Below are 22,524 nucleotides of genomic sequence, written 5' to 3' on the forward strand. Positions count from 1 at the left end.
ACTTAACTCCACCATGCGTGACAGTGAGATACTGGTTACCCACCACAAGGCATTAATGGAACTCAGCCACGATGCCGACTTTATCGAGCAGCCAAGACATCAAAAACTGGCAGCCCTGACCGAGCTCTGCGCCCGGCGCCTCAATGTGGAACGCGTGAGTGTGTGGTCATTCCCGCCCAAGGGCGATCGCATCAACTGCGAATGGCTCTATGATGCTTCCGCCGCGCCATGCGACAGAAGCAATTCCGGCGGGCCTCTCAGCCTGTATCAGTCCGAACATCCTGCCTACTTTACGACCATCGGTTCCGAGCGGGTGGTTGCCGTGGAAAATGCCCAGGAGGATCCGAGAACCCGTTCATTTGCACGTAACTACCTTAGCATTCACAACATCAACGCCATGCTCGATGCCCCCGTTTTCGACGGCGCACGGATGAGCGGTGTGATCTGCCTGGAATCCCGGCAAAACAGGCTCTGGAGCCCTCCCGACATCTCATTGGCGGTGGCCGTGGCGGACACAGTGAGCCTGATGAATACCCACGAAGCCTGGATCCGGTCCAAGCAGGCACTGGACTATGTCACCCGATTTGACTCCCTGACAGGGCTCGCCAACATGGACTCGCTCAAAGCCCGGATCAACCACCTGATCAAGAAGGTCAAAAAACGGGGTCGCGGCGCGCTGGCACTGATCTGGATTGATATCGATCGGCTCAAAATCATCAATGATGGCCTCGGGCCCCAGGCAGGCGACCAGGTGATCGCAGAAATCGGTCGCCGGCTCAACGACCTGCAGCTCACGGGCAAGGATTACCTGGCCCGGATAGGCGGGGATGAGTTTGCCGTGGTTATTCGGAACAAGACCCTGCCCGCGCTGTTGGACAGCGCAGCCGAGCTCATCCAGCAACGAATCCGGTCACCCATTCGCGTCGATGGACAGGACCTCACCATCACCGCGAGCCTCGGGATCAGTCACTACCCCGGCGACTGTGAAGGCGGGGAAGAACTGCTGCGCAGTGCCGAAGCGGCGATGTATCACACCAAGTACCGGGGCCGGGGCCAGTCCACCCAGTACGATTCGGAAATTCAGATGACAGCCCGTTCCCGGTTCGCTGTCGAAAGTGAATTGAAGCTGGCGATGGAAAATGGTGGCCTCGACGTTTTCTATCAACCGATTATGGACAGCACGGGAACCCGGATCGAGAGCGCAGAAGCGCTGGTCCGATGGAACCACCCTGACCGGGGCTGGCTTTCCCCCATCGAGTTTCTTGATGTGGCCCGCAGTGCCGGCCTGATGTTTCGCCTCGGTGAATGCGTCATAGAGAGGGTCTGTGACGACTGGCGCGCATGCCGGGCCAAAGGTATCAATCTGGCCACGATCTCGGTCAACCTTGCTCCGGAACAGGTCATGGTGACCAACTTACCGAGTCTCATACGCGACGTATGCGGCAGTCACTCGATGCCCGTCAGCGCGCTGCAGTTCGAAGTGACCGAGGACGCCCTTCAGGGTGAACTGCGGGTATTGAGCAGGGTCCTGGAGGATCTTGTTGATTCCGGTGCCATGCTGGCGATTGATGACTTCGGTACCGGTTACTCTTCCCTGGCCCGGCTCAAGAGTCTTCCGTTTTCACGAATTAAAATTGATCGTTCTTTTATCAAGCACTTACCGGACGATGACAACGACCGGGCCATCACCCTCTCGACGATAGGCCTGGCCCGGGGACTGGGGCTCTCCATCGTTGCCGAGGGGGTGGAGACACAGGCCCACGAACGCTGGCTGTTCGAAAACCATTGCGATTACCTCCAGGGGTTTCGCTACAGCATGCCACTTCCCATCGGAGAGCTTACCCGCCGCTTCTATGGGACCGACCGACTCGTCGCGAGTCAATTGCGGCACTGAAAAACTGACAAAACCTGCTGGAAGCTGGACTCTGGTTCGGCCTGAATAGCAATGGCCGCTCCAGTGTCCGGGTGCGCAAACTCGATTCGCGTGGCCGCCAGCATCAACCGCCCCTCCCCGAATCGCTCTGCAAAATACCGGTTGTGCCGGCCACGACCGTGGTTCGCGTCACCGATGATGGGATGACTGATGTGTTTCATATGGCGGCGCAGCTGGTGCTTTCGGCCGGTTTCCGGATATAGCTCGACAAGGGCATAGCGGCTGGTGGCATACCTCTCGATTGCCACCGGAATTTCCGTCCTCGCCAACGTCCGGAAGCGGGTGCGGGCCTCCCTGACCGGCTGTTCCACCCCTTTCAGGCGCCGGTCCTCGGGCTCTTCCCGGAGCGGGTGATCAATCACGCCATTGTCGGCGGGCCACCCACGGACCATGGCCCGGTAGGTTTTGCTCACCTCCCCCGACATCATCGCCTGCCCCAGCTTACGGGCGGCTTCCCGATCTCTGGCGAACACCAGCACCCCGGAGGTGGGGCGATCCAGCCTATGCACCGGGTAAACATGGTCGCCGTCATTAAGTGCCCGGGCATACTGCAGGGCAAACTCGGTTTCGTGCCGGTCGATGGGACTGCGATGTACCAGAAGGCCGGCAGGTTTGTGCACCACAAGCAACGCCTCGTCCCGGTACAGCAACGCCAGAGGATTCATGAACCGTCCCGAAGCGACCGTTGACGGATCCAAACCCTCGCGCTCCTTACACGGGCGCCTGCATTCTCACCAAGCACCAATAGAGCCGGGGTCAGCAACAGGGTCAGAATCGTTGCGAAGGCCAGCCCCCCCGCGATGGCACTGGACAACTGAGTCCACCACTGGGTAGAGGGAGCGCCCAGCCCCAGTGACGGCGTCAGCAGATCCACGTTGACACCGAGCACCATGGGCATCAGCCCCAGAATGGTTGTGATGGCGGTCAGCAGCACTGGCCGCAGGCGCAGGCAGCCGGTCTCAAGGGCAGCCTCGAAGGCCTCAAGCCCCTCTCTGCGCATCTGGTTATAAGTGTCGATGAGGATGATGTTGTTGTTCACCACGATACCGGCCAGCGCAATGATGCCCATCCCCACCATGACGATGCCAAAAGACTGACCATTCAGCAGCAGGCCAAGCAGTACGCCGGCGGTGGACAGGAGTATCGCGGACAGAATCAGGAAGGTCTGGTACAGGGAATTGAACTGGGTCACCAGAATCAGCAGCATCATGGCCAGCGCGACCAGAAAGGCGCTGGCCAGAAAATTCGAGGCCTGCTGCTGGTCTTCGTTCTCGCCGGCGAATTTTACCGATACCCCTTCCGGCGGCTCCGGCATGTCGGCCTGCAGGCTGTTAAGCAGTTCATCCACCCGACGGCCCGGGGCCAGCTCGGACTTGATGGTTACCGTGCGCTGGCCATCAACGCGAACAATGCTGTTGGTTTTATCGCCGGGTTCCAGATCGACAAACTGCGACAGCGGCACCTGACCACGGGAGGTGTTAATGGTCTGCCGCTGGAGGTGATCCAGTTCGCGCCAGTTATTGGGCACACGCACGGCGATGTCCACTTCATCCCGCACATCTTCCGGACGGTAAGTGGCCAGAACCAGTCCATTGGTCACCAGGCGGACCGCACTGCCCACACTCAGCACGTCGGTCGAGAACCGGGCCGCCGCCTCGCGATCGACCTCCAGCCGCCATTCGATGCCGGGCAGGCTCCGGTCGTCCTCGATATCGACAAAACCGCCCATGGCGCCCATGCGGTCCTCAATCTGGTCCACGTACGCATTCAACTCGCTGCTGTCGCGGCTGCTGACCTGAAGTTCGATGGGCTTGCCTTCAGCCGGCCCACCTTCCTGCTCGCGGAATTCCAGCTGCACCCCCGGGATATCCTCCGTCCGTTTCCGGAAATCCTCGAGGATGGCGCTTGCCGGTCGACGGCTGTACCAGTCGGTAAACTGGAACTGCAGCACCCCGATGACATCAGGCGCCATCCGGTTGCCGGCACTGATCATGGACCGTGCATAGAGTGCATTGACCTCGGGCATCCCCCGAAGCCGCTGCTCCACCTCACGGACGATCGAGTCCCGCTCCCGGATGGACAGGTCGCCCCGGGCCCGTACCTGGACCTGGGCCGAATCGGGCTCCACGCTCGGGAAGAACTCCACCCCGAAATTGAACCTGGCGTACGCCGCGTAGATCACCACGATGATGCCGAGCACACCCAGCAACGTCGTCCCCGGCCTTTTCAGTAGCGCGGACAACAGGCGCCGATAGTGCTTCATCATCGCCCCCGCCCCATGGTGCTCACGGGCGCGGCGACCGCCGCTGACTCCACCCAGTACCGGCAAAAATACCAGCGCCATGGCCAGGGATGCCGCCAGACAGATGATCACCGTCAGCGGCAGGAACTTCATGAACTCCCCGACCACGCCGGGCCAGAACAGCAACGGCACGAAAACCGCCAGGGTGGTGGCGGTCGACGCGATAATTGGCCACGCCATCCGGCTGGCCGCCTCGGCCCAGGCGGAGCGCACGGTCTGTCCTTCCGAGAGATTACGGTCCGCCAGTTCCGAGACCACGATCGCGCCATCCACCAGCATGCCGGCCACCAGGATCAGACTGAACAGGACCACAATATTGAGCGTCAGTCCCAGCCCCCAGATCACCAGGATGCCGGTCAGGAAGGCACCCGGGATCGTCAGCCCGACGAGCAGCGCAGAGCGGGGACCCATGGCCGCGATCACCACAATGATCACCAGCACGATGGCCGTCAGGACGTTGTTCAGGAGGTCACTGAGGATGTCCCGAACCTCGTCCGACTGATCCATGATGTAACGCACTTCCAGTGTGTCCGGAAGCTGGGGCCGCGCCTGCTCGACCAGCTCCCGGACCTGGGCCACGGTTTCAATGATGTTGGCGCCGGTCCGCTTTGAGACTTCCAGAACCAGCGCGGGCTCGCCGTTGATTCGGGCAAAGCCGGTGGGATCCTTGAAGGTGCGCTGCAACATGGCCACATCGCCAAAGGTCACGACGGTGTCGCCGTCGACCTTGACCGGCATGGACATGACATCCTCGATGGTTTCAATCACGCCCGGCACTTTCAATGCCATGCGGCCATTGCCGGTATCCAGTGAGCCTGCCGCCACCAGCTGGTTATTACGGGTTACCAGGGCGGCCAACTGGTCAAAGTCGATGCCATAGCTTTCCAGCACCTGGGGATCGACCACCACCTCGAGAAGATCCTCCCGGTCGCCGCCGATTTCCACTTCCAGCACTTCCGGGATCGCCTCGATCGCATCCTGCAGCGCCCGTGCGACGGTAATCAGTTCCCGCTCGGACAAAGGGCCTGAAAGCCCAACCGACAGGACCGGAAACAGGGACACATTGATTTCATTGACCCGGGGTTCATCCGCCTCTTCCGGCAGCTTGCTGCGCGCAGTGTCCACTTTCTCACGGACATCCTGCAGGGCCTTGTCGGAATCGAAGCCGGCATCGAATTCCAGCATCACCGACGCGGAACCCTCCGAGGCCCTGCCACGCATTTCCTTCACCCCCTCAAGGGACCGGAGTTCCTGCTCCATGGGACGCACCAACAGGCGTTCGGCATCCTCCGGACTGATGCCGTCCAGGGTCATGGACACATAGATGATGGGGATGGTGATGTCCGGATTGGCTTCCTTGGGGATCGTCTGGAACGCGGCGATGCCGCCCAGAATCAGAAACAGCAGCGTCAGCAGCGTGGTGCGGCTGCGGTCCATGGCGGCAAAGATCAGCGTTCGCATTCGGCTCAGCCCCGGTCTTCGGCGGCGTCGACAGGTCGGACCTGTTCGCCCACGCTCACGAAACCACCACCCCGGGTTATCAGGCGGATTTCATCCGGCAACCCGGTTACCCACGCGCCATTAGTGGCAACGCTGAGCAGTTCAACGGTACTGAATACCACGCGGTTGTCCTCGTTCACGTACTTCACGCCGGGGCGCCCGTCGTCCCCAAGGGACAGGTAGGCCGGTGAGATGAACATGGCTTTCACCTCAGGCAGAGCAATCCGGAAACTCGCACTACCGCCGGCCACCCGGCGAAGATCGGGATTCTCGACGGCAATTTCCACCGCGAAGCTCCGGGTCTCGGGGTTGGCCGCGCTCGCCACGAAAGTGACTATGCCATCCAGCTTTTTGCCATTCAGCAGGTCCACCCGCACCCGCTGCCCCGGCGACACCTTGCCCGCGGACTGCTGGGGAATTTGTCCCGTCGCCTTGAGGCGATCAATGCGGACCAGTTCAAACATGGGAGAACCGACCTGAACCAGCCCGCCCTGCTCCACATCGCGGGCATTTATGATGCCGTCAAAGGGGGCTTTCGGGGTCAGGTGGGCAACATCCAGTCTGGCGGCGGCCAGCTCAGCGTTTGCAGCCGCCAACTCACTCTCGAGATTCAGCATTTCGGACTGGGAGGCCAGATTATTCGAACGTAGCTTGCGAGCAGCCGCAAGATCTGCCTCCAGGCTGCGCACCCTGGCCCGCCAACGGTCGACGACGGCCCGGCGGCCATCATCGGATAGGGTCACCAGGGTATCCCCCGACTTCACATGCTGGCCCAGATCGACCTCAATCTTCTCAACGGTGCCTGCCACCCGGGCACTGATCATCACCGCGTGCCAGGGTTCCAGTTGCCCCTGAAGCAGAAGCCCCGGTTCGTGAAGCCGAGCAATAAGCGACTCAACCTGCACGCTGGTCAATTCCTGCTCGCCAATCTCCTGTTTCTCCGGTGCAGCTTCGCTCGCCATCTTGATGTCGCCGGTCGCCAACCACACCGCCAGCGCAATAATGACCAGGAGCGACAGCCCCAGGGAACCCCACTTTCCTTTGCTCATGAAACGTTCGCCGTGCCTGAAAACCGTGATCGGGCCCAGAGAATTCAGGCCCCAAGAAAAAAACCGGCAAGAAACGGTTGCAACCGGTTAAACGCGTGGGGTAGATTCTACACAGAAATTTTTCACGAATTCAGAGCAGATTGTTCATTTTATGAATCTCAACGCAGTAATCGTCCTTGTGAAGCTTGTCCTGGTGGTCGTGGTACCGTCCGGGGGCTTTTGCGTGGACAAGCGGGTGAGATAGCAACAACCTGACAAGACACCAAAAAGCCCCCGGCACCGAAAGGTCCCGGGGGCTTTTTTTTGCAGCAATAAAAAGGGAAAACGACCATGAACGGCGCACAACACATTCTCGACGCGTTCCATCGCCACGACATCCGTACCGTATTCGGCTACCCCGGCGGCTGCATCATGCCGCTATACGATGCCCTGGTGGACGATGTCGGAACCGAGCACGTGTTGTGCCGCCATGAGCAGGGCTGCGCCCTGGCCGCCGATGGCTACGCCCGGGCCGGTGGCAAGCTCGGCGTGTGCATTGCCACGTCGGGCCCCGGCGCCACCAACCTGATTACAGGGGTTGCCAATGCCCACCGGGACTCCATCCCCATGCTGGTGATCACCGGCCAGGTTCCCTCCGGCCTGATCGGAACCGATGCGTTCCAGGAAACCGATGTTCTGGGGATGACCCTGGGCATCGTCAAACACAGTTACCTGGTGGACAGCGCCGACGACCTGCCCGCGATCATGGAAGAAGCCATCCACCTGGCCCAGAGTGGCCGACCGGGGCCGGTCTGGATCGACATTCCCAAGGACATCCTGCTCACAGAAGCCCACGCGCAGGCACCAACCCGCACAGGATCCGGCCCGACAGACTGCCCCAACCTGTCCGAGGCGCTGACCATGCTGCGGGCCGCCCGCAAGCCCCTGCTCTACAGCGGCGGCGGTGTCAGCCTGGCCCACGCCGAGGCCCGCTTCCGGGCCTTTGCCGAAACCTCCGCGTTGCCGGGCGTTGTCACACTCAAAGGTATCGGCAACGCAGGCAAACACAGCGATCAGAACCTCGGGATGCTGGGCATGCACGGCTCGAGAGCCGCCAACCGTGCCGTGGACGAGTGCGACCTGCTGCTCGTTGTCGGAGCGCGTCTGGATGACCGGGCCACCGGCAAACTGGACACCTTCGCCCCCAACGCCCGGATGATCCACATCGATGCCGATGCCGCCGAAATCAACAAATTACGCCCGGCAGACCTGGCCATCCGGGGCGACCTCAATACCATCCTGGCGGCCCTGACCCGGGAGCTGGAAACCGAACCGTTGGCGATTGCCGACTGGCAAAAACAGTGCCGCACCTGGAACACCACCGGCGGCTTCAACGCGGCCGACAACGAAGAGCCCCTGGCCCCGATCACCGGCCCCGCGTTCGTGCGACAGCTCTCCCGAATCGCGCCGGACGATACCGTAATCGCCTGCGACGTTGGCCAGCACCAGATGTGGGTCGCCCAGCATTACCAGTTCAACCACCCACGCCACCACCTCTCCAGTGGCGGACTGGGCACCATGGGCTTCGGCCTGCCGGCGGCCATAGGCGCCCAGTTCGCCAACCGCGGCAGCACCGTGATCAACGTTGCGGGCGACGGCTCCTTCATGATGAACGCCCAGGAACTGGCCACCATACGGCGCTACAGACTCCCCCTGAAGATGATTATCCTCGACAACCAGTGCCTGGGCATGGTCCGCCAGCAGCAGGAACTATTCTACAACAACCGTGAAAGCCAGATCGACCTGGACGACAACCCCGACTTCGTCGCCATGGCCCGGGCCTTCGACATCCCGGCCCTGCACATCGAACGCACCGACCAGATCCGCCGCGGTATTGAAACCATCCTCGCCTACGACGGCCCCATGCTGCTGCACGTTGCCATCGCCCGAGAAGACAACGTCTGGCCCATCGTCAAACCCGGCGCCAGCAACCGCGACATGATCGACGAATCCCAACGCACCGCAAAATCCAGCAAGGAGCACGTTGCATGAACCCCCAGCGCCAAACGGATACACCCAGCTACACCCTCACCTGCCAGATGAGTCATGAAGCGGCCGCGTTGGAGCGATTGTGCCAGGTGGTACGGATTCGCGGATTCCGGATAGCCAGGATGGCGGTGGAATCAGCAGGCGACGAGCTCGCCATCGCCCTCACGCTGGAGGGCACAAGGCCCATCAACATGCTCAAATCGCAGCTGGAAAAGCTGCACACAGTAGGGGACGTGGTTCTCGGAGTTCATGAAATGAAACAAACAAAGACAGCTTAATGTCTTTAAAGGCGAGTCTATCTGAGCAGTCTGATCGAGCGTGGGGAGGGATCTCTTTTCCCAGAAGAAAAGAGATCCCTCACCGCGCCCAGACTCCATCAATCCAGCACGTTGCAACAATTACCAGGACTTGTAGGGCAGGAACTTCCCGTTCATGGTAATCACCACCCGATCCCCCTTCGGATTCTCTTCCTTGTCCACATGCATCGAGAAATCGATGGCACTCATGATGCCGTCACCAAACTTCTCGTGGATCAGCTCCTTCAGGGTATCTCCGTAAACACCCACCACCTCGTACAGGCGATAGATCAGCGGATCCTGCGGCACCGAATCACCCCAGGCCTTCTTCGGGCACACCTGAAGGGTTTCCGCGACGACCTTGTCCAGCCCGAGAGTCTCGCAGAGGGCAAGCGCCTTTTCCTCAGTCAGACTGTTCATGCCGAGGCAAGCCGACGTGGTAAACACCGGCGACATGCCAATGGCCTCCGAAAGCGCCTCCCAGGAGACACCCTTCGTAGCCTTGGCTTCCAGAATCTTCGCGGTCATCAGTTCTTTGTTCATCATAAGGCACTCACCCTTTGCTTCAGTTGGTTTTGCACTGTTCCAGTGCAGCCTCCGGGCGCGAACGATTGTTCACTTCCCGACGCTGCATGAGCCTGTCAGGGCTATCGCAGACTTCGTGCCAACCAACAGAAATATTCCAGGACTTTGTTTTTGATGGCATTTAATGAATGGCCGAATTCAGGCCGCACTACGATATTTCGTAGACCACGAAAATTCGTGCTCCCGACTACGAGTTATCGTAATTGGCACGGGACTTGACTCATCTTCCCGGAGACACCGACAGGATGAGAGCGATGAACACCACGACTGCCGTCAGCGAAACGGCAACTGCACGCCCCCGGCCTTCCCAGCACCAGGCACCCCAGGACAGCTGGATCGACCTCCTGCCTGAAGCCGCCCTGCTCGTGGATTGCACCGGGGACCGGATTCTCGCCGCCAACACCCTGGCGGCCCGGATGACCGGTTCCGAGCGGGCGTCGCTGATCGGCGTCCGCTGCACCGCGCTGTTTCCGGACCAACGTCCCACCCTGATCGTCTTCACGGAGGAAACCCTGTTACGGGGACGCGGATGGAGCGGGGATTTCACGCTCCGGCATCAGGACGGGCACACGGTCGAGCTGGAGATTTCCTCGGCGCGCGCCGAAGGAGCCGATTCCCGCGACATCCTGTTCCTGCTTCGGGACCGAAGGCAGCTACGCTCCCTGCGCGAGCGCCACGAGGTCAATCATTACCATCGCGGCGGACTCCTGGAGTGGCGAAGAGTCGAGGCACTGTTCAAGGATATGGAGCGGGAGAATCAGCTGATCCTCCATGCCGTGGGCGAGGGAATCTACGGCGTCGACGCAGAGGGCCGCACCACGTTTATTAACCCGGCCGGCGAAAAGATGCTGGGCTGGCGAACGGACGAACTGATGGGGCGCGTGATGCACCGGGTCGTCCACCATTCCCATGAGGACGGCTCCCTGTTCCCGCTCAAGGACTGCCCCATCTACGCTGCGTTCCGCGACGCCAGCGTCCGGCGGGTGGGCGAGGACTGGTTCTGGCGCAAGGACGGAACCGGCTTTCCCGTGGAATACACCAGCACCCCGATCATGGACAACGGTCACCCCATCGGCGCGGTCGTCGTATTCAAGGATATTTCCGCCCGCCAGCACGCCCAACAGGAACTGCAACACGCGCTGGAGGAAGTTGAAAGCCTGAAACAGCGGCTCGAGATGGAGAATGCCTACCTGCAGGAGGAACTCAGCGGCGAATACCATTTTCACGACCTGGTCGGCCAGAGCGAGGCCATCAAGGGCATTGCCCGCCGCATTGGGCTGGTGGCGCCCACTGATGCAAACGTGCTGATTACCGGCGAATCCGGTACCGGCAAGGAACTGATTGCGCGTGCCATCCACCAGGCCAGCGACCGACGGGACCGGCCCATGATCCGGGTCAACTGCGCGGCCATCCCCAAGGATCTGTTCGAGAGCGAGTTCTTCGGTCACATCAAGGGTGCGTTCACCGGGGCCGTGAGCGATCGGATTGGCCGCTTCGAACTGGCCGATGGCGGTACACTGTTCCTGGACGAGGTGGGCGAAATCCCGCTGGAGCTTCAGGGCAAGCTCCTCAGAGTCCTGCAGGATCAACAGTTCGAGCGGGTGGGCGAAAACCGCACCCGGGCGGTCAACGTCCGGGTGATTGCCGCCACGAACAGGGAGCTGAAATCGGAAATCCAGGCCAAGACATTTCGGGAGGACCTATACTTCCGCCTGAATGTCTTCCCCATCGAATCGGTGCCTCTACGCCGGCGTCTGGAGGATATCCCCATCCTCGCCCGGGAATTTCTCAACCGGGCCTGCCAGAAGTTCAACCGCCCCACCCTTATATTGCGAGAACGGGACGTGGAAACCCTACAGGCCTACCACTGGCCGGGCAATGTGCGGGAGCTGGAAAACGTGATCGAGCGACAGGTGATCACCGCAAACGGCGGCCTTGATCTGGACCTGCCGGGACAGGATTCCCCGGCCAGAGCATCAGCGGCATCCACACCACCGCCCAGGCACTTCAATGGCGAGCTGATGACCGAGCAGGAATTGAGGGACCTAGAGAAAAAGAACCTGACGCAGGCCCTGACCATGAGCAATGGCAGGGTATTCGGCGATGACGGCGCGGCGACCTTGCTGGGCGTCAAACCGACCACCCTGGCCTCAAGACTGAAAAAGCTAAAGATCGAACCGCTTCGATTCCGGTCAAAGAATAATTAACTCTGTAAACCCGACAAGTTAAATCGGCGCGGGGTGGCCGGTGGATTTTTCGCCGGAAAAAGGTGTCTGAGCGAAGCGAGTTCTTTTTCCAAGAAAAATCCACCGGCCACCCCGCAAGCCCGCCCCAAAATAGGCAGGCTACATCACGGAGCGATCACCAAAATCAGATCAACTCAATGGCCACCGCCGTACCCTCGCCCCCACCGATGCAGAGCGAAGCGACACCACGCTTGAGGCCACGCTGTTTCAGTGCGTTGATCAAGGTAACGATGATGCGTGAACCGGAAGAGCCGATCGGGTGACCAAGAGCGCAGGCGCCGCCGTGCACATTGACCTTCTCTGCGGGCAGGCCAAGCTCGTTGATCGCCGCCAGGGTTACCACCGCAAAGGCCTCGTTGATCTCGAACAGATCAACGTCGCTCACGGACCAGTCGGCCTTTTTCAGGACCTTCTCGATGGCTCCGATAGGCGCAAGGGTGAACTCCGAGGGCAGTCGCGCGTGGGTGGCGTGGGCCACGATCCGCGCCTGCGGAACCAGACCACGCTTGTCGGCCTCGGCAGCCGAGGCCAGCACCAGGGCCGAGGCGCCGTCGCTGATCGAGCTCGAATTGGCCGCCGTCACCGAGCCGTCTTTGGCGAAGGCTGGCTTCAGGTGAGGAATTTTTTCCGGCTTGGCGTTACCCGGCTGTTCATCGATTTCCACCAGGGTGTCCCCGCCACGGCCAGCAACACTCACCGGGACAATCTCGTCCCTGAACCAGCCATTCTCGATAGCCGCCAGGGACTTCTGCAGGGAACCGATGGCGAACTCGTCCATGGCCTGCCGGCTGATGTCGTACTTGTCCGCCGTGCGCTGGGCAAATACGCCCATCAGGCCGCCTTCGTACGCATCCTCAAGACCATCCAGGAACATGCTGTCCAGAACCTGGCCATGACCCATGCGCATGCCGGCGCGGGCCTTGGGCAGCAGGTACGGCGCCTGGCTCATGTTCTCCATACCGCCGGCAATCATGATGTTGTTGGTCCCGGCCTTGATCTGGTCGTGGGCCATGATCACAGACTGCATGCCGGAGCCACACATCTTGTTGATGGTGGTGCAGCCGGAGCTGTCCGGAATGCCCGAGGCGCGCGAGGCTTGTCGGGCCGGGGCCTGACCCAGGCCTGCGGGCAGCACGCAGCCCATGATCACTTCCTGGATATCGGCCGGCTGCAGGCCTGACCGCTCAATGGCGGCCTTGATGGATGCCGCGCCAAGCTGGGGGGAGCGAACGGAGCTCAGCGAGCCCATCATGCCGCCCATGGGAGTCCGCGCCGAACCGGCAATTACTACGCTGTTGTCACTCATGATCTATCCTCTCTCAAACCTTCAGCCCTTGCCCAGAACGGACCGGGCAATAATCTCTTTCATCACTTCCGAAGTACCGCCGTAAATGCGCTGAACCCGCGCATCCATGAAGGCCCGGGAAATGGGGTATTCGGTGGTGTAACCGTAGCCGCCGAACAGCTGCAGGCAACCGTCCGCCACCCGACACTGCATCTCCGTGGCGCTGTACTTGGCCATGGACGCCGTCGGCGCATCCAGCTCGCCCTGCTCGTACTTGGCAATACACTCGTTCACGAACGCCTGATTGACCCGGTAGTCGGTTTCCATGCGGGCAATCTCGAAACGGGTATTCTGCAGCTGCGCCAGCTTCTGACCGAACAGCTCACGTTCCTGGGCGTAGGCAATGGTCAGGTCCAGGGCACCCCGGGCCGCCGCCACACCGAGCGCTCCGATCACCAGGCGCTCTCGGGGCAGTTCCCGCATCAGGTACATGAAGCCCTGCCCCTCTTCACCCAGCAGCGCCGAGGCGGGGACGCGCATGTCGGAGAAGAACAGCTCGGAGGTGTCACCGGAATGCTGGCCGATCTTGTCCAGGTTCCGGCCCTTGCTGTAACCCGGCAGTGACGTATCCACCAGGAACAGGCTGATGCCGCGGGCACCAGCTTTCGGGTCGGTCTTGGCGGCGACAATCACCATATCGGCGTGCTGGCCGTTGGTGATGAAGGTCTTGGACCCGTTAAGGATGTAGTCGTCGCCATCTTTCACCGCACTGGTGCGGATCGCCTGCAAGTCACTGCCGGCGCCCGGCTCGGTCATGGCGATGGCGCCAACCGCTTCACCGGAAACCAGCTTCGGCAGCCATTGTTGCCGCTGTTCCTCGTTGCCCATGTGGCTGAGATAGGGTGCAACAATGTCCGAGTGCACCATCACGTTGGTGGACAGCGCGCCGAATCCCATCCGGGCCAGTTCTTCCCCAACCACCACAGAAAACTGGAAAGGCGCACCGATTCCACCCCACTCCTCGGGCACATCCACACACAGCATTCCGGCGTTGCCCAGGGTGTTCCACAGCTCTCGGGGCACCAGCCCGGACTTTTCCCAGGTCTCGTAATGCGGCGTTACTTCCTTTTCCAGGACCTTGACTACCGAATCCCGGAACATCGCCAGTTCTTCTTTATCAACAGACACGGTCATGTATGTCTCCTGCAATTGAATGCTTCACTTGGGCGCCATGCGAAGCGCGCAGTCCAGACGAATCACTTCGCCATTCAGAATCGGATTACGCACCATCTGGTCCACCATCATGCCGAATTCCTCCGGCTTGCCGAGGCGTTTCGGAAACGGCAGGGTGGCAGCCAGGCTTTCCTGAACTTCCTCAGGCATACCTGCCATCATGGGGGTCATGAACAGGCCCGGTGCAATCGTATTTACACGGATGCCCTCTCGAGCCAGCTCGCGCGCCGACTGCAGGGTCAGCGAAACCACCCCGCCCTTGGATGCACTGTAGGCCGCCTGGCCGATCTGGCCTTCGTAGGCCGCCACTGACGCGGTATTGATGATCACGCCCCGCTCGCCGTCGGCGTTGGGTTCACGCTGGGCCATATCGGCCGCCACCAGTCTCAGGATGTTGAAGGTACCAATCAGATTGACCTGGATAACCTTGCTGAAGTTCTCCAGCGGCATAACGCCCTCACGACCCAGGATCTTGGAAGCCGGGGCGATGCCGGCGCAACTTACCGCCACACCGCAGCGGCCATGGGCTTCCCGCGCGGCATTAACCGCAGCTTCGGCACTGTCTGCGGAGGTTACGTCACAATGCAGGAAGATACCGCCAATCTCTGCGGCCACTTTTTCACCCTGCTCCTTCTGTACGTCAAGGATCGCCACTTTGCAGCCTGCTGCTGCCAGTGCACGGGCCGCACCTTCGCCCAGCCCCGATGCACCACCTGTTACTATGGCCGCCACATTTTTGAATTCCATCGTTTACTCCTGCTCTAAAGACACTTTTTGTTCGAAATCTGACCGTAAAAGCACTTTACGTTTACGTAAACTTTATCTAACCTAAGTCTAAAAAGGAAATCGCCATGGTGAAAAAAGAAACATACAGCATCAGCGAACTCGCCAAGGAGTTCGACGTGACGACCCGGAGCATCCGATTCTACGAGGATCAGGAGCTGCTCAAGCCGACACGGCGTGGGCAAACACGCATATTCAGTTCCAAGGATCGCGTTCGGCTGAAGCTGATCCTTCGGGGCAAACGCATGGGGTTCTCACTGGCAGAAACCAAAGAACTCTTCGACCTGTGGGACGAAACCCTCAGTGGCAACGAAAAACAGTTGCTGCTCATGCTGGAAACCCTGAGCCGGAAACGGGCCCAGCTGGAACAGCAGAAGAACGACATCGCACAGGCAGAGATGGAAATGGACACCGCCGAAGCGCGGTGCCGTGAAGCACTGGCAGACCTGCAGAAGAAAAAACGAGAACAGCAGATGCGGGCGAACAAAGAACCAACGACAACCGCCGAACAGCGCTAAGCCACAAGGGCACTCAACGTCGCCCTGCGCCATGGCTGTCCGGTTATGAATCCTCGTAAGTCAGAGAGCAAAATAAAAGGTAACCGACATGAAATCACAGTACTCAGAGCTCAACTTCGGCCTTGGTGAAACCCTCGATATGCTGCGTGAGCAAATCAACGGCTTCGCCGCGGCCGAAATCGCTCCGCGCGCCGAAGAGATTGATCGCAACAACGAGTTCCCCATGGATCTCTGGCGCAAAATGGGCGACATGGGCCTGCTGGGCATCACCGTTGCCGAGGAATACGGTGGCTCCGATATGGGTTACCTCGCCCACGTGATTGCCATGGAAGAAATCAGCCGCGCCTCGGCCTCCGTCGGTCTGTCCTACGGGGCCCACTCCAACCTGTGCGTGAACCAGATCCACCGCAACGGTACCGAAGAGCAGAAGCAGAAGTACCTGCCCAAGCTGGTAAGCGGTGAACACGTTGGCGCCCTGGCCATGTCCGAGCCCAACGCCGGCTCCGACGTCATCTCCATGAAGCTCTCTGCCCGGGACGAAGGCGACCACTTCGTTCTCAACGGCAGCAAGATGTGGATCACCAACGGCCCCGACGCCCACACCTACGTGATCTACGCCAAGACTGACACCCAGGCCGGCTCCAGAGGCGTAACCGCGTTCATCGTTGAGCGCGACTACCCGGGCTTCAGCCGTCACCAGAAGCTCGACAAACTCGGCATGCGCGGCTCCAACACCTGTGAGCTGGTGTTCGAGGACTGCAAGGTGCCCCGCGAAAACATCCTGGGCGGTGAAGGCAACGGCGCCAAGGTGCTGATGAGCGGCCTGGACTACGAGCGTCTGGTTCTGTCCGGTGGCCCGCTGGGCATCATGCAGGCGGCCCTCGACGTCACCGTGCCCTACATCCGTGAACGCAAGCAGTTCGGCCAGGCCATCGGCGAGTTCGAACTGGTCCAGGGCAAAGTGGCCGACATGTATACCTGGATGAACTCCGCCAAATCCTACGTCTACATGGTGGCCATGTCCGCCGACCGTGGGGAGACCACCCGTAAAGACGCCGCCGGCGCCATCCTCTACTCCGCGGAAATGGCCACCAAACTGGCCCTGGATGCCATCCAGCTGCTGGGCGGTAACGGCTACATCAACGAATACCCGACAGGTCGCCTGCTGCGCGACGCCAAGCTGTATGAGATCGGCGCGGGTACTTCAGAGATTCGACGCATGCTGATCGGTCGCGAGCTGTTCCTGAACAAATAACAAACACCCGACACGAACACGCGCGGGTAAAAGTACCAAGCACAACGCGGGGATGGCGGCCTGGCTTTCCGGGAATGTCGGAGGCCAGGGACGGCCGGAGACAAGCGCACAAGGATGTGCTCGTAGCGGTTCCCGGAAAGCCAGGCCGCCAGCCCCGATGCACGGACCCAAAAGCTATGACCATACTCCAGAGCAAAATCAATCCAAGGTCTGACGAATTCCAGGCCAACCAGGAATCCATGGCGCAAGCCGTCGCGGACCTGCGGGACAAAGTTTCCACCATCCAGCAAGGCGGCGGCCCCTCCTACCAGGAACGCCACATCGCCCGTGGCAAGCTGCTGCCCAGAGAGCGGATCAACCGCCTGCTGGACGACGGCTCCCCCTTTCTGGAAATCGGCCAGTTTGCCGCCTACAACGTCTACGGCGAAGAAGTCCCGGCCGCGGGCCTGATCGCCGGCGTGGGCCGGGTCTCCGGCACCGAGTGCATGATCATCGCCAACGACGCTACCGTTAAAGGCGGCAGTTACTACCCGCTGACCGTGAAAAAGCACCTGCGGGCCCAGGAAATTGCCCTGGAAAACCGTCTCCCGTGCATCTACCTGGTGGACTCCGGCGGCGCGAACCTGCCCCGCCAGGACGAAGTCTTCCCGGACCGGGACCACTTCGGCCGCATCTTCTACAACCAGGCGCGCATGTCCGCCGACGACATCCCGCAGATTGCGGTGGTGATGGGCCTGTGTACCGCCGGTGGCGCCTACGTGCCGGCCATGGCCGACGAATCCATCATCGTCCGAAACCAGGGCACCATCTTCCTGGCCGGCCCGCCGCTGGTTAAAGCCGCCACCGGTGAAGTGGTCAGCGCCGAAGACCTGGGCGGTGCCGACGTGCACTGCAAAATCTCCGGTGTTGCCGACCACTACGCGGAAAACGACGCCCACGCCCTGGAAATCGCCCGGCGCAGCATCTCCAACCTCAACCGCCGCAAGCCGGCCGATGTGGAGATCCGCAAGCCCAGGGCACCGCTGTACGACGCCGAAGAGATCTACGGCATCGTCGGCACCGACCTGCGCAAACAGTTCGATGTGCGTGACGTGATCGCCCGCATCGTCGACGGTTCCGAGTTCGACGAATTCAAACGCTATTACGGCCAGACCCTGGTAACCGGCTTTGCCCACATCCACGGCTACCCGGTCGGGATCATCGCCAACAACGGCATCCTGTTCAGTGAAGCCGCCCAGAAAGGCGCGCACTTCATCGAACTGTGCTGCCAGCGCAACATCCCGCTGCTGTTCCTGCAGAACATCACCGGCTTCATGGTCGGCCAGAAGTACGAGGCCGAGGGCATCGCCAAACACGGCGCCAAGATGGTCATGGCCGTGGCCTGCGCCAACGTGCCCAAGATTACCGTACTGATCGGCGGCAGCTTCGGCGCCGGCAACTACGGCATGTGTGGCCGAGCCTACAGCCCGGACTTCCTGTGGATGTGGCCGAACGCGCGCATCTCGGTGATGGGCGGTGAACAGGCCGCCGGCGTGCTGGCCCAGGTCAAACGCGAAGGCATGGAGCGCAAAGGCGAGGAGTGGAGTGCCGAGGAAGAGGCCGAGTTCAAGCAACCGGTGATCGACAAATACGAGGAACAGGGCCACCCCTACTACGCCAGCGCCCGGCTCTGGGACGACGGCGTAATCGACCCGGCCCAGACCCGGGAAGTGGTTGCCCTGAGCCTGTCCGCCACGCTCAACCGACCCGCGAAGCCCACGCGCTTCGGCGTGTTCCGCATGTAATCGGGAGACTATGCCATGACAGAACAAGAAAATGCGGTTCTGCTCAAGCGCCGCGCCGAGGGCATAACCGAAGTGGTGCTGAACCGCCCGGACAAACGCAACGCCTTTGACGACGTGATCATCCAGCAGCTGATCAACGCGCTGACCGAAGTCAACGACGACGCGAACACCAAGGTGGTGATCCTTCGCTCCGAAGGCAAGCACTTCTCCGCCGGCGCGGACCTTGGCTGGATGCGCCGCATGGCGGACAACACCCGCCAGGAAAATCTCGATGACTCCCGGGAACTGGCGCGGCTGATGAACGTGCTGAATCACCTCTCCAAGCCGGTCATCGGCCTGGTGCAGGGCGCGGCCTTCGGCGGTGCGGTGGGCCTTGCCGCCTGCTGCGACATTGTTATCGCCACCGAGAAATCCAGCTTCTGCCTGAGCGAAGTGAAGCTCGGGCTGATCCCGGCTGTAATCAGCCCCTATGTCGTGCGCGCCATTGGCGAACGCCAGGCCCGCCGGTACTTCATCTCCGCCGAGGTGTTCACTGCCCGGCAGGCCGAAGAATACGGCCTGGTGCACATCGTTTGCGACGATGTCGAGGCCATGGAGGCCCGTTGCAACGAGATGCTTGAGCAGCTCGCCCTGAACGGTCCGGAAGCCATGAAAGCTGCCAAGGATCTGGTGTTCGCGGTCAGCCACAAACCCATTGAAGACGCCGTGATTGACGACACCGCACACCGCATCGCCGACATTCGCGTGGGCGAAGAAGGGCAGGAAGGTTTGAGTGCCTTCCTGAACAAGCGCCGCGCCAACTGGATTCCGGAGAACAAGTGACATGTTCAGCAAAATACTGATCGCCAACCGGGGCGAAATCGCCTGCCGGATCATACAGACCGCCCACCGCATGGGCATCCGTTGCGTTGCGGTGTATTCCGACGCCGACGCCAACGCCCGCCATGTCGCCATGGCCGACGAGGCGTTTCACATTGGCCCCGCCCCCAGCTCCGAGAGCTACCTGCGGGCCGAGAAAATCATCGAGATCGCCAAGGAGAGCGGCGCCCAGGCCATCCACCCGGGCTACGGTTTCCTGTCCGAGAACACCGGATTTTCCGAGGCCTGCGAGGCCAACGACCTGGTCTTTATCGGACCGCCCTCCTCCGCCATCGCGGCCATGGGTTCCAAGTCCGCCGCCAAAGCGATCATGGAGAAGGCCGGCGTGCCGCTGGTGCCCGGCTATCACGGCGACGACCAGTCGCCGGAAACCCTGCGCGCCGAAGCGGAGAAATGCGGCTTCCCACTACTGCTGAAAGCCGTGGCCGGTGGCGGCGGCAAAGGCATGCGCGTAGTCGAGAACATGGGCGAATTTGACGACGCCCTGGCCGCGGCCAAGCGCGAAGCCAAGAATGCCTTCGGCAACCCGGACATGCTCATCGAACGCTACCTGACCCAGCCGCGCCATGTGGAAATCCAGGTCTTCTGCGATCAGGACGGCAAAGGCGTGTATCTGGCCGAGCGCGACTGTTCCGTGCAGCGCCGTCACCAGAAGGTGCTGGAAGAGGCACCGGCCCCCGGCCTGAGCGAGGATACCCGCAAGGCCATGGGTGAGGCCGCGGTGCGGGCTGCCCAGGCCATCGACTACGTGGGCGCCGGCACCGTCGAGTTCCTGTACGACGTGGACGGCTCGTTCTTCTTCATGGAGATGAACACCCGTCTGCAGGTGGAGCACCCGGTCACCGAAATGGTCACCGGCCAGGACCTGGTGGAATGGCAGCTGAAGATCGCCTGGGGCGAGCCACTGCCGCTGGCCCAGTCCGAGGTAAAAACCCGGGGCCACGCCCTGGAAGCCCGTATCTATGCGGAAGATCCGGATCACGATTTTCTGCCGGCCACCGGCCACCTGCGTTACCTGAGCACCCCCGATGAGAGCGCCCATGTGCGCGTCGACACCGGCGTGACCGAGGGTGACGATATCAGCATCCATTACGACCCCATGATCGCCAAGCTGATCGTGTGGGACGAGACCCGGGACCAGGCCATCAACCGCATGGTGCAGGCGCTGGAGAACTACCGCATTGCCGGGGTGAAGACCAACATCCGTTTCCTGCACGCGCTGGCCGATGCCCAGCCGTTCCGGGAGGAGGACCTGACCACCGGCTTTATCGACACCCATCGGGACCTGCTGTTCCCGAAATCCAAGCTGGATACCCACAAGGCCCTGGTTCTGGCCGCCGGCTTTGTGCTGGAAGAGCGCAAATCCAGCGAGCCGGCCTCCACCGATCCCTGGTCCCCGTTCGGCCGCCGCAACAGCTGGCGCATGAACTCGGAATACGCCCAGCCGCTGCAACTGCAGGTGGGCGAGGAGATTCACGACCTCAAGATTCTCGAGCGGGATGACCGGTATCAGGTGTTCGTCGGCGACAGTGTCTACAACCTGACCGCCCGGCTGGACGACGATTACCTCCAGGCCGTGATCAACGGCCACCGGATCAGCGTGCACGGCAACCTGTACAAAGACCAGCTGGTGCTGTTCTACGAAGGCGACACCTTCCAGTGCAGCGTCTACCGCGAGACCTACGGTTTCGAGGACATGTCCGGCGAAGGCAGCCTGGAAGCGCCAATGAACGGCGCCATCGTCGCGGTGCAGGCCAAGGTGGGTGACAAGGTCACCGCCGGCCAGACCCTGGTGATCATGGAAGCCATGAAGATGGAACACGCCATCAAGGCCCCGGCCGACGGCGTGGTGAGCGAGATCTTCTTCGGCGAAGGTGACCAGGTCTCCGAAGGTGCCGAGCTGATCGCCATCGAGGTGAGCGAAGAGGAGGCAGAGTAATGGCCTTTCCCAAGCAGGTTCGCCTGGTCGAGATGAGCCCGCGGGACGGGCTGCAGAACGAGCCGGGCCCGGTCATCGCGACCCGCATCAAGACCGGACTGATCGACCGGCTGGCCGACTGCGGCCTGACCCACATCGAGTCCGCCAGCTTCGTGTCACCCAAGTGGGTGCCCCAGATGGGCGACGCCGCCAAGGTCATGGCCGGCATCAACCGCAAGGCCGGCGTACGCTATTCGGTGCTGACGCCGAACCTCCGGGGCTTCGAGAACGCCCTGGAAGCCGGGGTGGACGAAGTCGCGGTGTTCGGTGCCGCCTCCGAGTCGTTCAGCCAGAAGAACATCAACTGCTCCATCGCCGAAAGCCTTGAGCGCTTCCTGCCGGTGATGGAAGCGGCGAACAAGCACAACATTCCCGTGCGGGGGTATGTCTCGACGGTTCTGGGCTGCCCCTACGAGGGCGACATCGCCCCGGAACAGGTGGCCAAAGTCGCCAAAGACCTGGCCGACATGGGCTGCTACGAGATCTCCCTGGGCGACACCATCGGCGTGGGTACGCCGCTGAAAGCCAAGCGCATGCTGGAGGCGGTCGCCAAGCACGTTCCGGTTGAACGCCTGGCCGCCCACTTCCACGACACCTACGGCCAGGCCCTGGCCAACCTCTACGCGGTACTGGAGGAAGGTGTCGCGGTGATTGACGCCTCGGTCGCCGGCCTCGGGGGTTGCCCGTACGCCAAGGGCGCCTCCGGCAACGTTGCCACGGAAGACGTGCTATACCTGCTTAACGGCCTCGGCATCGACACCGGCGTGGACCTGAACCGGCTCGTCGCCACCGGCGACTGGATCAGCGGCCAGCTCAAACGTCACAACGGCTCCAAAGTGGGCCAGGCTCTCGGCGGCAACTGCTGAAACG

Annotated in this window: 17 protein-coding genes; 10 read left to right on the plus strand and 7 right to left on the minus strand. The window is 61.4% G+C overall.

The annotated features are described in order from the left end of the window. Positions 1 to 13 precede the first annotated feature (13 nt). Positions 14 to 1,894 carry a sensor domain-containing phosphodiesterase gene (locus K0B93_RS16265; RefSeq protein WP_219868314.1) on the plus strand — a complete coding sequence of 627 codons (1,881 nt, stop codon included), beginning with the start codon at positions 14 to 16 and terminating at the stop codon, positions 1,892 to 1,894. On the opposite strand, the gene K0B93_RS16270 is transcribed toward K0B93_RS16265, so the two are convergent. From K0B93_RS16270 to K0B93_RS16280, 3 genes are read right to left on the minus strand one after another with little or no spacing between them, the layout of a single operon-like run. Further along, complete coding sequence (locus K0B93_RS16270) at positions 1,879 to 2,598, minus strand: pseudouridine synthase (protein WP_219868315.1); 720 nt, start codon at positions 2,596 to 2,598, stop codon at positions 1,879 to 1,881. The genes K0B93_RS16265 and K0B93_RS16270 overlap by 16 nt on opposite strands. Further along, complete coding sequence (locus K0B93_RS16275; RefSeq protein WP_219868316.1) at positions 2,595 to 5,696, minus strand: efflux RND transporter permease subunit; 3,102 nt, start codon at positions 5,694 to 5,696, stop codon at positions 2,595 to 2,597. Before K0B93_RS16275 ends, K0B93_RS16270 begins: the two co-directional genes overlap by 4 nt. A gap of 5 nt (positions 5,697 to 5,701) precedes the next feature. Next, positions 5,702 to 6,784, minus strand: coding sequence for an efflux RND transporter periplasmic adaptor subunit (locus K0B93_RS16280; RefSeq protein ID WP_219868317.1), 1,083 nt, complete (start codon positions 6,782 to 6,784; stop codon positions 5,702 to 5,704). 330 nt (positions 6,785 to 7,114) lie between these two features. On the opposite strand from K0B93_RS16280, the gene ilvG reads away from it, so the two are divergent. Further along, positions 7,115 to 8,815 carry an acetolactate synthase 2 catalytic subunit gene (ilvG, locus tag K0B93_RS16285; RefSeq protein WP_219868318.1) on the plus strand — a complete coding sequence of 567 codons (1,701 nt, stop codon included), beginning with the start codon at positions 7,115 to 7,117 and terminating at the stop codon, positions 8,813 to 8,815. Then, complete coding sequence (locus tag K0B93_RS16290; RefSeq protein WP_219868319.1) at positions 8,812 to 9,090, plus strand: ACT domain-containing protein; 279 nt, start codon at positions 8,812 to 8,814, stop codon at positions 9,088 to 9,090. Before ilvG ends, K0B93_RS16290 begins: the two co-directional genes overlap by 4 nt. A 120-nt stretch (positions 9,091 to 9,210) precedes the next feature. On the opposite strand, the gene cynS is transcribed toward K0B93_RS16290, so the two are convergent. Continuing rightward, complete coding sequence (gene cynS / locus K0B93_RS16295; RefSeq protein WP_228743595.1) at positions 9,211 to 9,651, minus strand: cyanase; 441 nt, start codon at positions 9,649 to 9,651, stop codon at positions 9,211 to 9,213. A gap of 296 nt (positions 9,652 to 9,947) precedes the next feature. Between cynS and K0B93_RS16300 the strand changes: the two genes are divergently transcribed. Continuing rightward, positions 9,948 to 11,900 (plus strand): sigma 54-interacting transcriptional regulator, encoded by a 1,953-nt coding sequence (locus tag K0B93_RS16300; RefSeq protein WP_219868321.1) that lies wholly within the window; start codon positions 9,948 to 9,950, stop codon positions 11,898 to 11,900. 163 nt (positions 11,901 to 12,063) lie between these two features. Here K0B93_RS16300 and K0B93_RS16305 read toward each other — a convergent pair whose 3' ends face one another. From K0B93_RS16305 to K0B93_RS16315, 3 genes are read right to left on the minus strand one after another with little or no spacing between them, the layout of a single operon-like run. Beyond that, entirely contained in the window at positions 12,064 to 13,245 is a 1,182-nt protein-coding gene (locus K0B93_RS16305) for an acetyl-CoA C-acyltransferase (protein WP_219868322.1), read from the minus strand. A gap of 21 nt (positions 13,246 to 13,266) precedes the next feature. Next, the gene (locus tag K0B93_RS16310; protein WP_219868323.1) at positions 13,267 to 14,418 is read right to left on the minus strand and encodes an acyl-CoA dehydrogenase family protein; all 1,152 of its coding nucleotides are present in this window, start codon (positions 14,416 to 14,418) and stop codon (positions 13,267 to 13,269) included. Between the two features lie 24 nt (positions 14,419 to 14,442). Further along, a complete protein-coding gene (locus K0B93_RS16315) occupies positions 14,443 to 15,204 on the minus strand; it encodes an SDR family NAD(P)-dependent oxidoreductase (protein ID WP_219868324.1) in 762 nt (253 codons plus the stop codon). Between the two features lie 104 nt (positions 15,205 to 15,308). On the opposite strand from K0B93_RS16315, the gene K0B93_RS16320 reads away from it, so the two are divergent. The 6 genes from K0B93_RS16320 (at position 15,309) to K0B93_RS16345 (ending at position 22,520) form a co-directional block, all read left to right on the plus strand. Then, positions 15,309 to 15,758 (plus strand): MerR family transcriptional regulator, encoded by a 450-nt coding sequence (locus K0B93_RS16320; RefSeq protein ID WP_219868325.1) that lies wholly within the window; start codon positions 15,309 to 15,311, stop codon positions 15,756 to 15,758. 88 nt (positions 15,759 to 15,846) lie between these two features. Beyond that, entirely contained in the window at positions 15,847 to 17,013 is a 1,167-nt protein-coding gene (locus K0B93_RS16325) for an isovaleryl-CoA dehydrogenase (RefSeq protein ID WP_219868326.1), read from the plus strand. 176 nt (positions 17,014 to 17,189) lie between these two features. Continuing rightward, positions 17,190 to 18,797 carry a carboxyl transferase domain-containing protein gene (locus K0B93_RS16330; protein ID WP_219868327.1) on the plus strand — a complete coding sequence of 536 codons (1,608 nt, stop codon included), beginning with the start codon at positions 17,190 to 17,192 and terminating at the stop codon, positions 18,795 to 18,797. Between the two features lie 15 nt (positions 18,798 to 18,812). Beyond that, complete coding sequence (locus K0B93_RS16335; RefSeq protein WP_219868328.1) at positions 18,813 to 19,619, plus strand: enoyl-CoA hydratase-related protein; 807 nt, start codon at positions 18,813 to 18,815, stop codon at positions 19,617 to 19,619. A 1-nt stretch (position 19,620) separates the two neighbouring features. After that, the gene (locus K0B93_RS16340; RefSeq protein WP_219868329.1) at positions 19,621 to 21,615 is read left to right on the plus strand and encodes an acetyl/propionyl/methylcrotonyl-CoA carboxylase subunit alpha; all 1,995 of its coding nucleotides are present in this window, start codon (positions 19,621 to 19,623) and stop codon (positions 21,613 to 21,615) included. Beyond that, on the plus strand, positions 21,615 to 22,520 hold the full coding sequence (locus tag K0B93_RS16345; protein ID WP_219868330.1) for a hydroxymethylglutaryl-CoA lyase: 906 nt from the start codon (positions 21,615 to 21,617) through the stop codon (positions 22,518 to 22,520). Before K0B93_RS16340 ends, K0B93_RS16345 begins: the two co-directional genes overlap by 1 nt. Positions 22,521 to 22,524 lie beyond the last annotated feature (4 nt).

Origin of the sequence: Marinobacter sp. F4218 (genome assembly GCF_019443085.1) — a bacterium.
GTDB classification, from domain to species: domain Bacteria; phylum Pseudomonadota; class Gammaproteobacteria; order Pseudomonadales; family Oleiphilaceae; genus Marinobacter; species Marinobacter albus.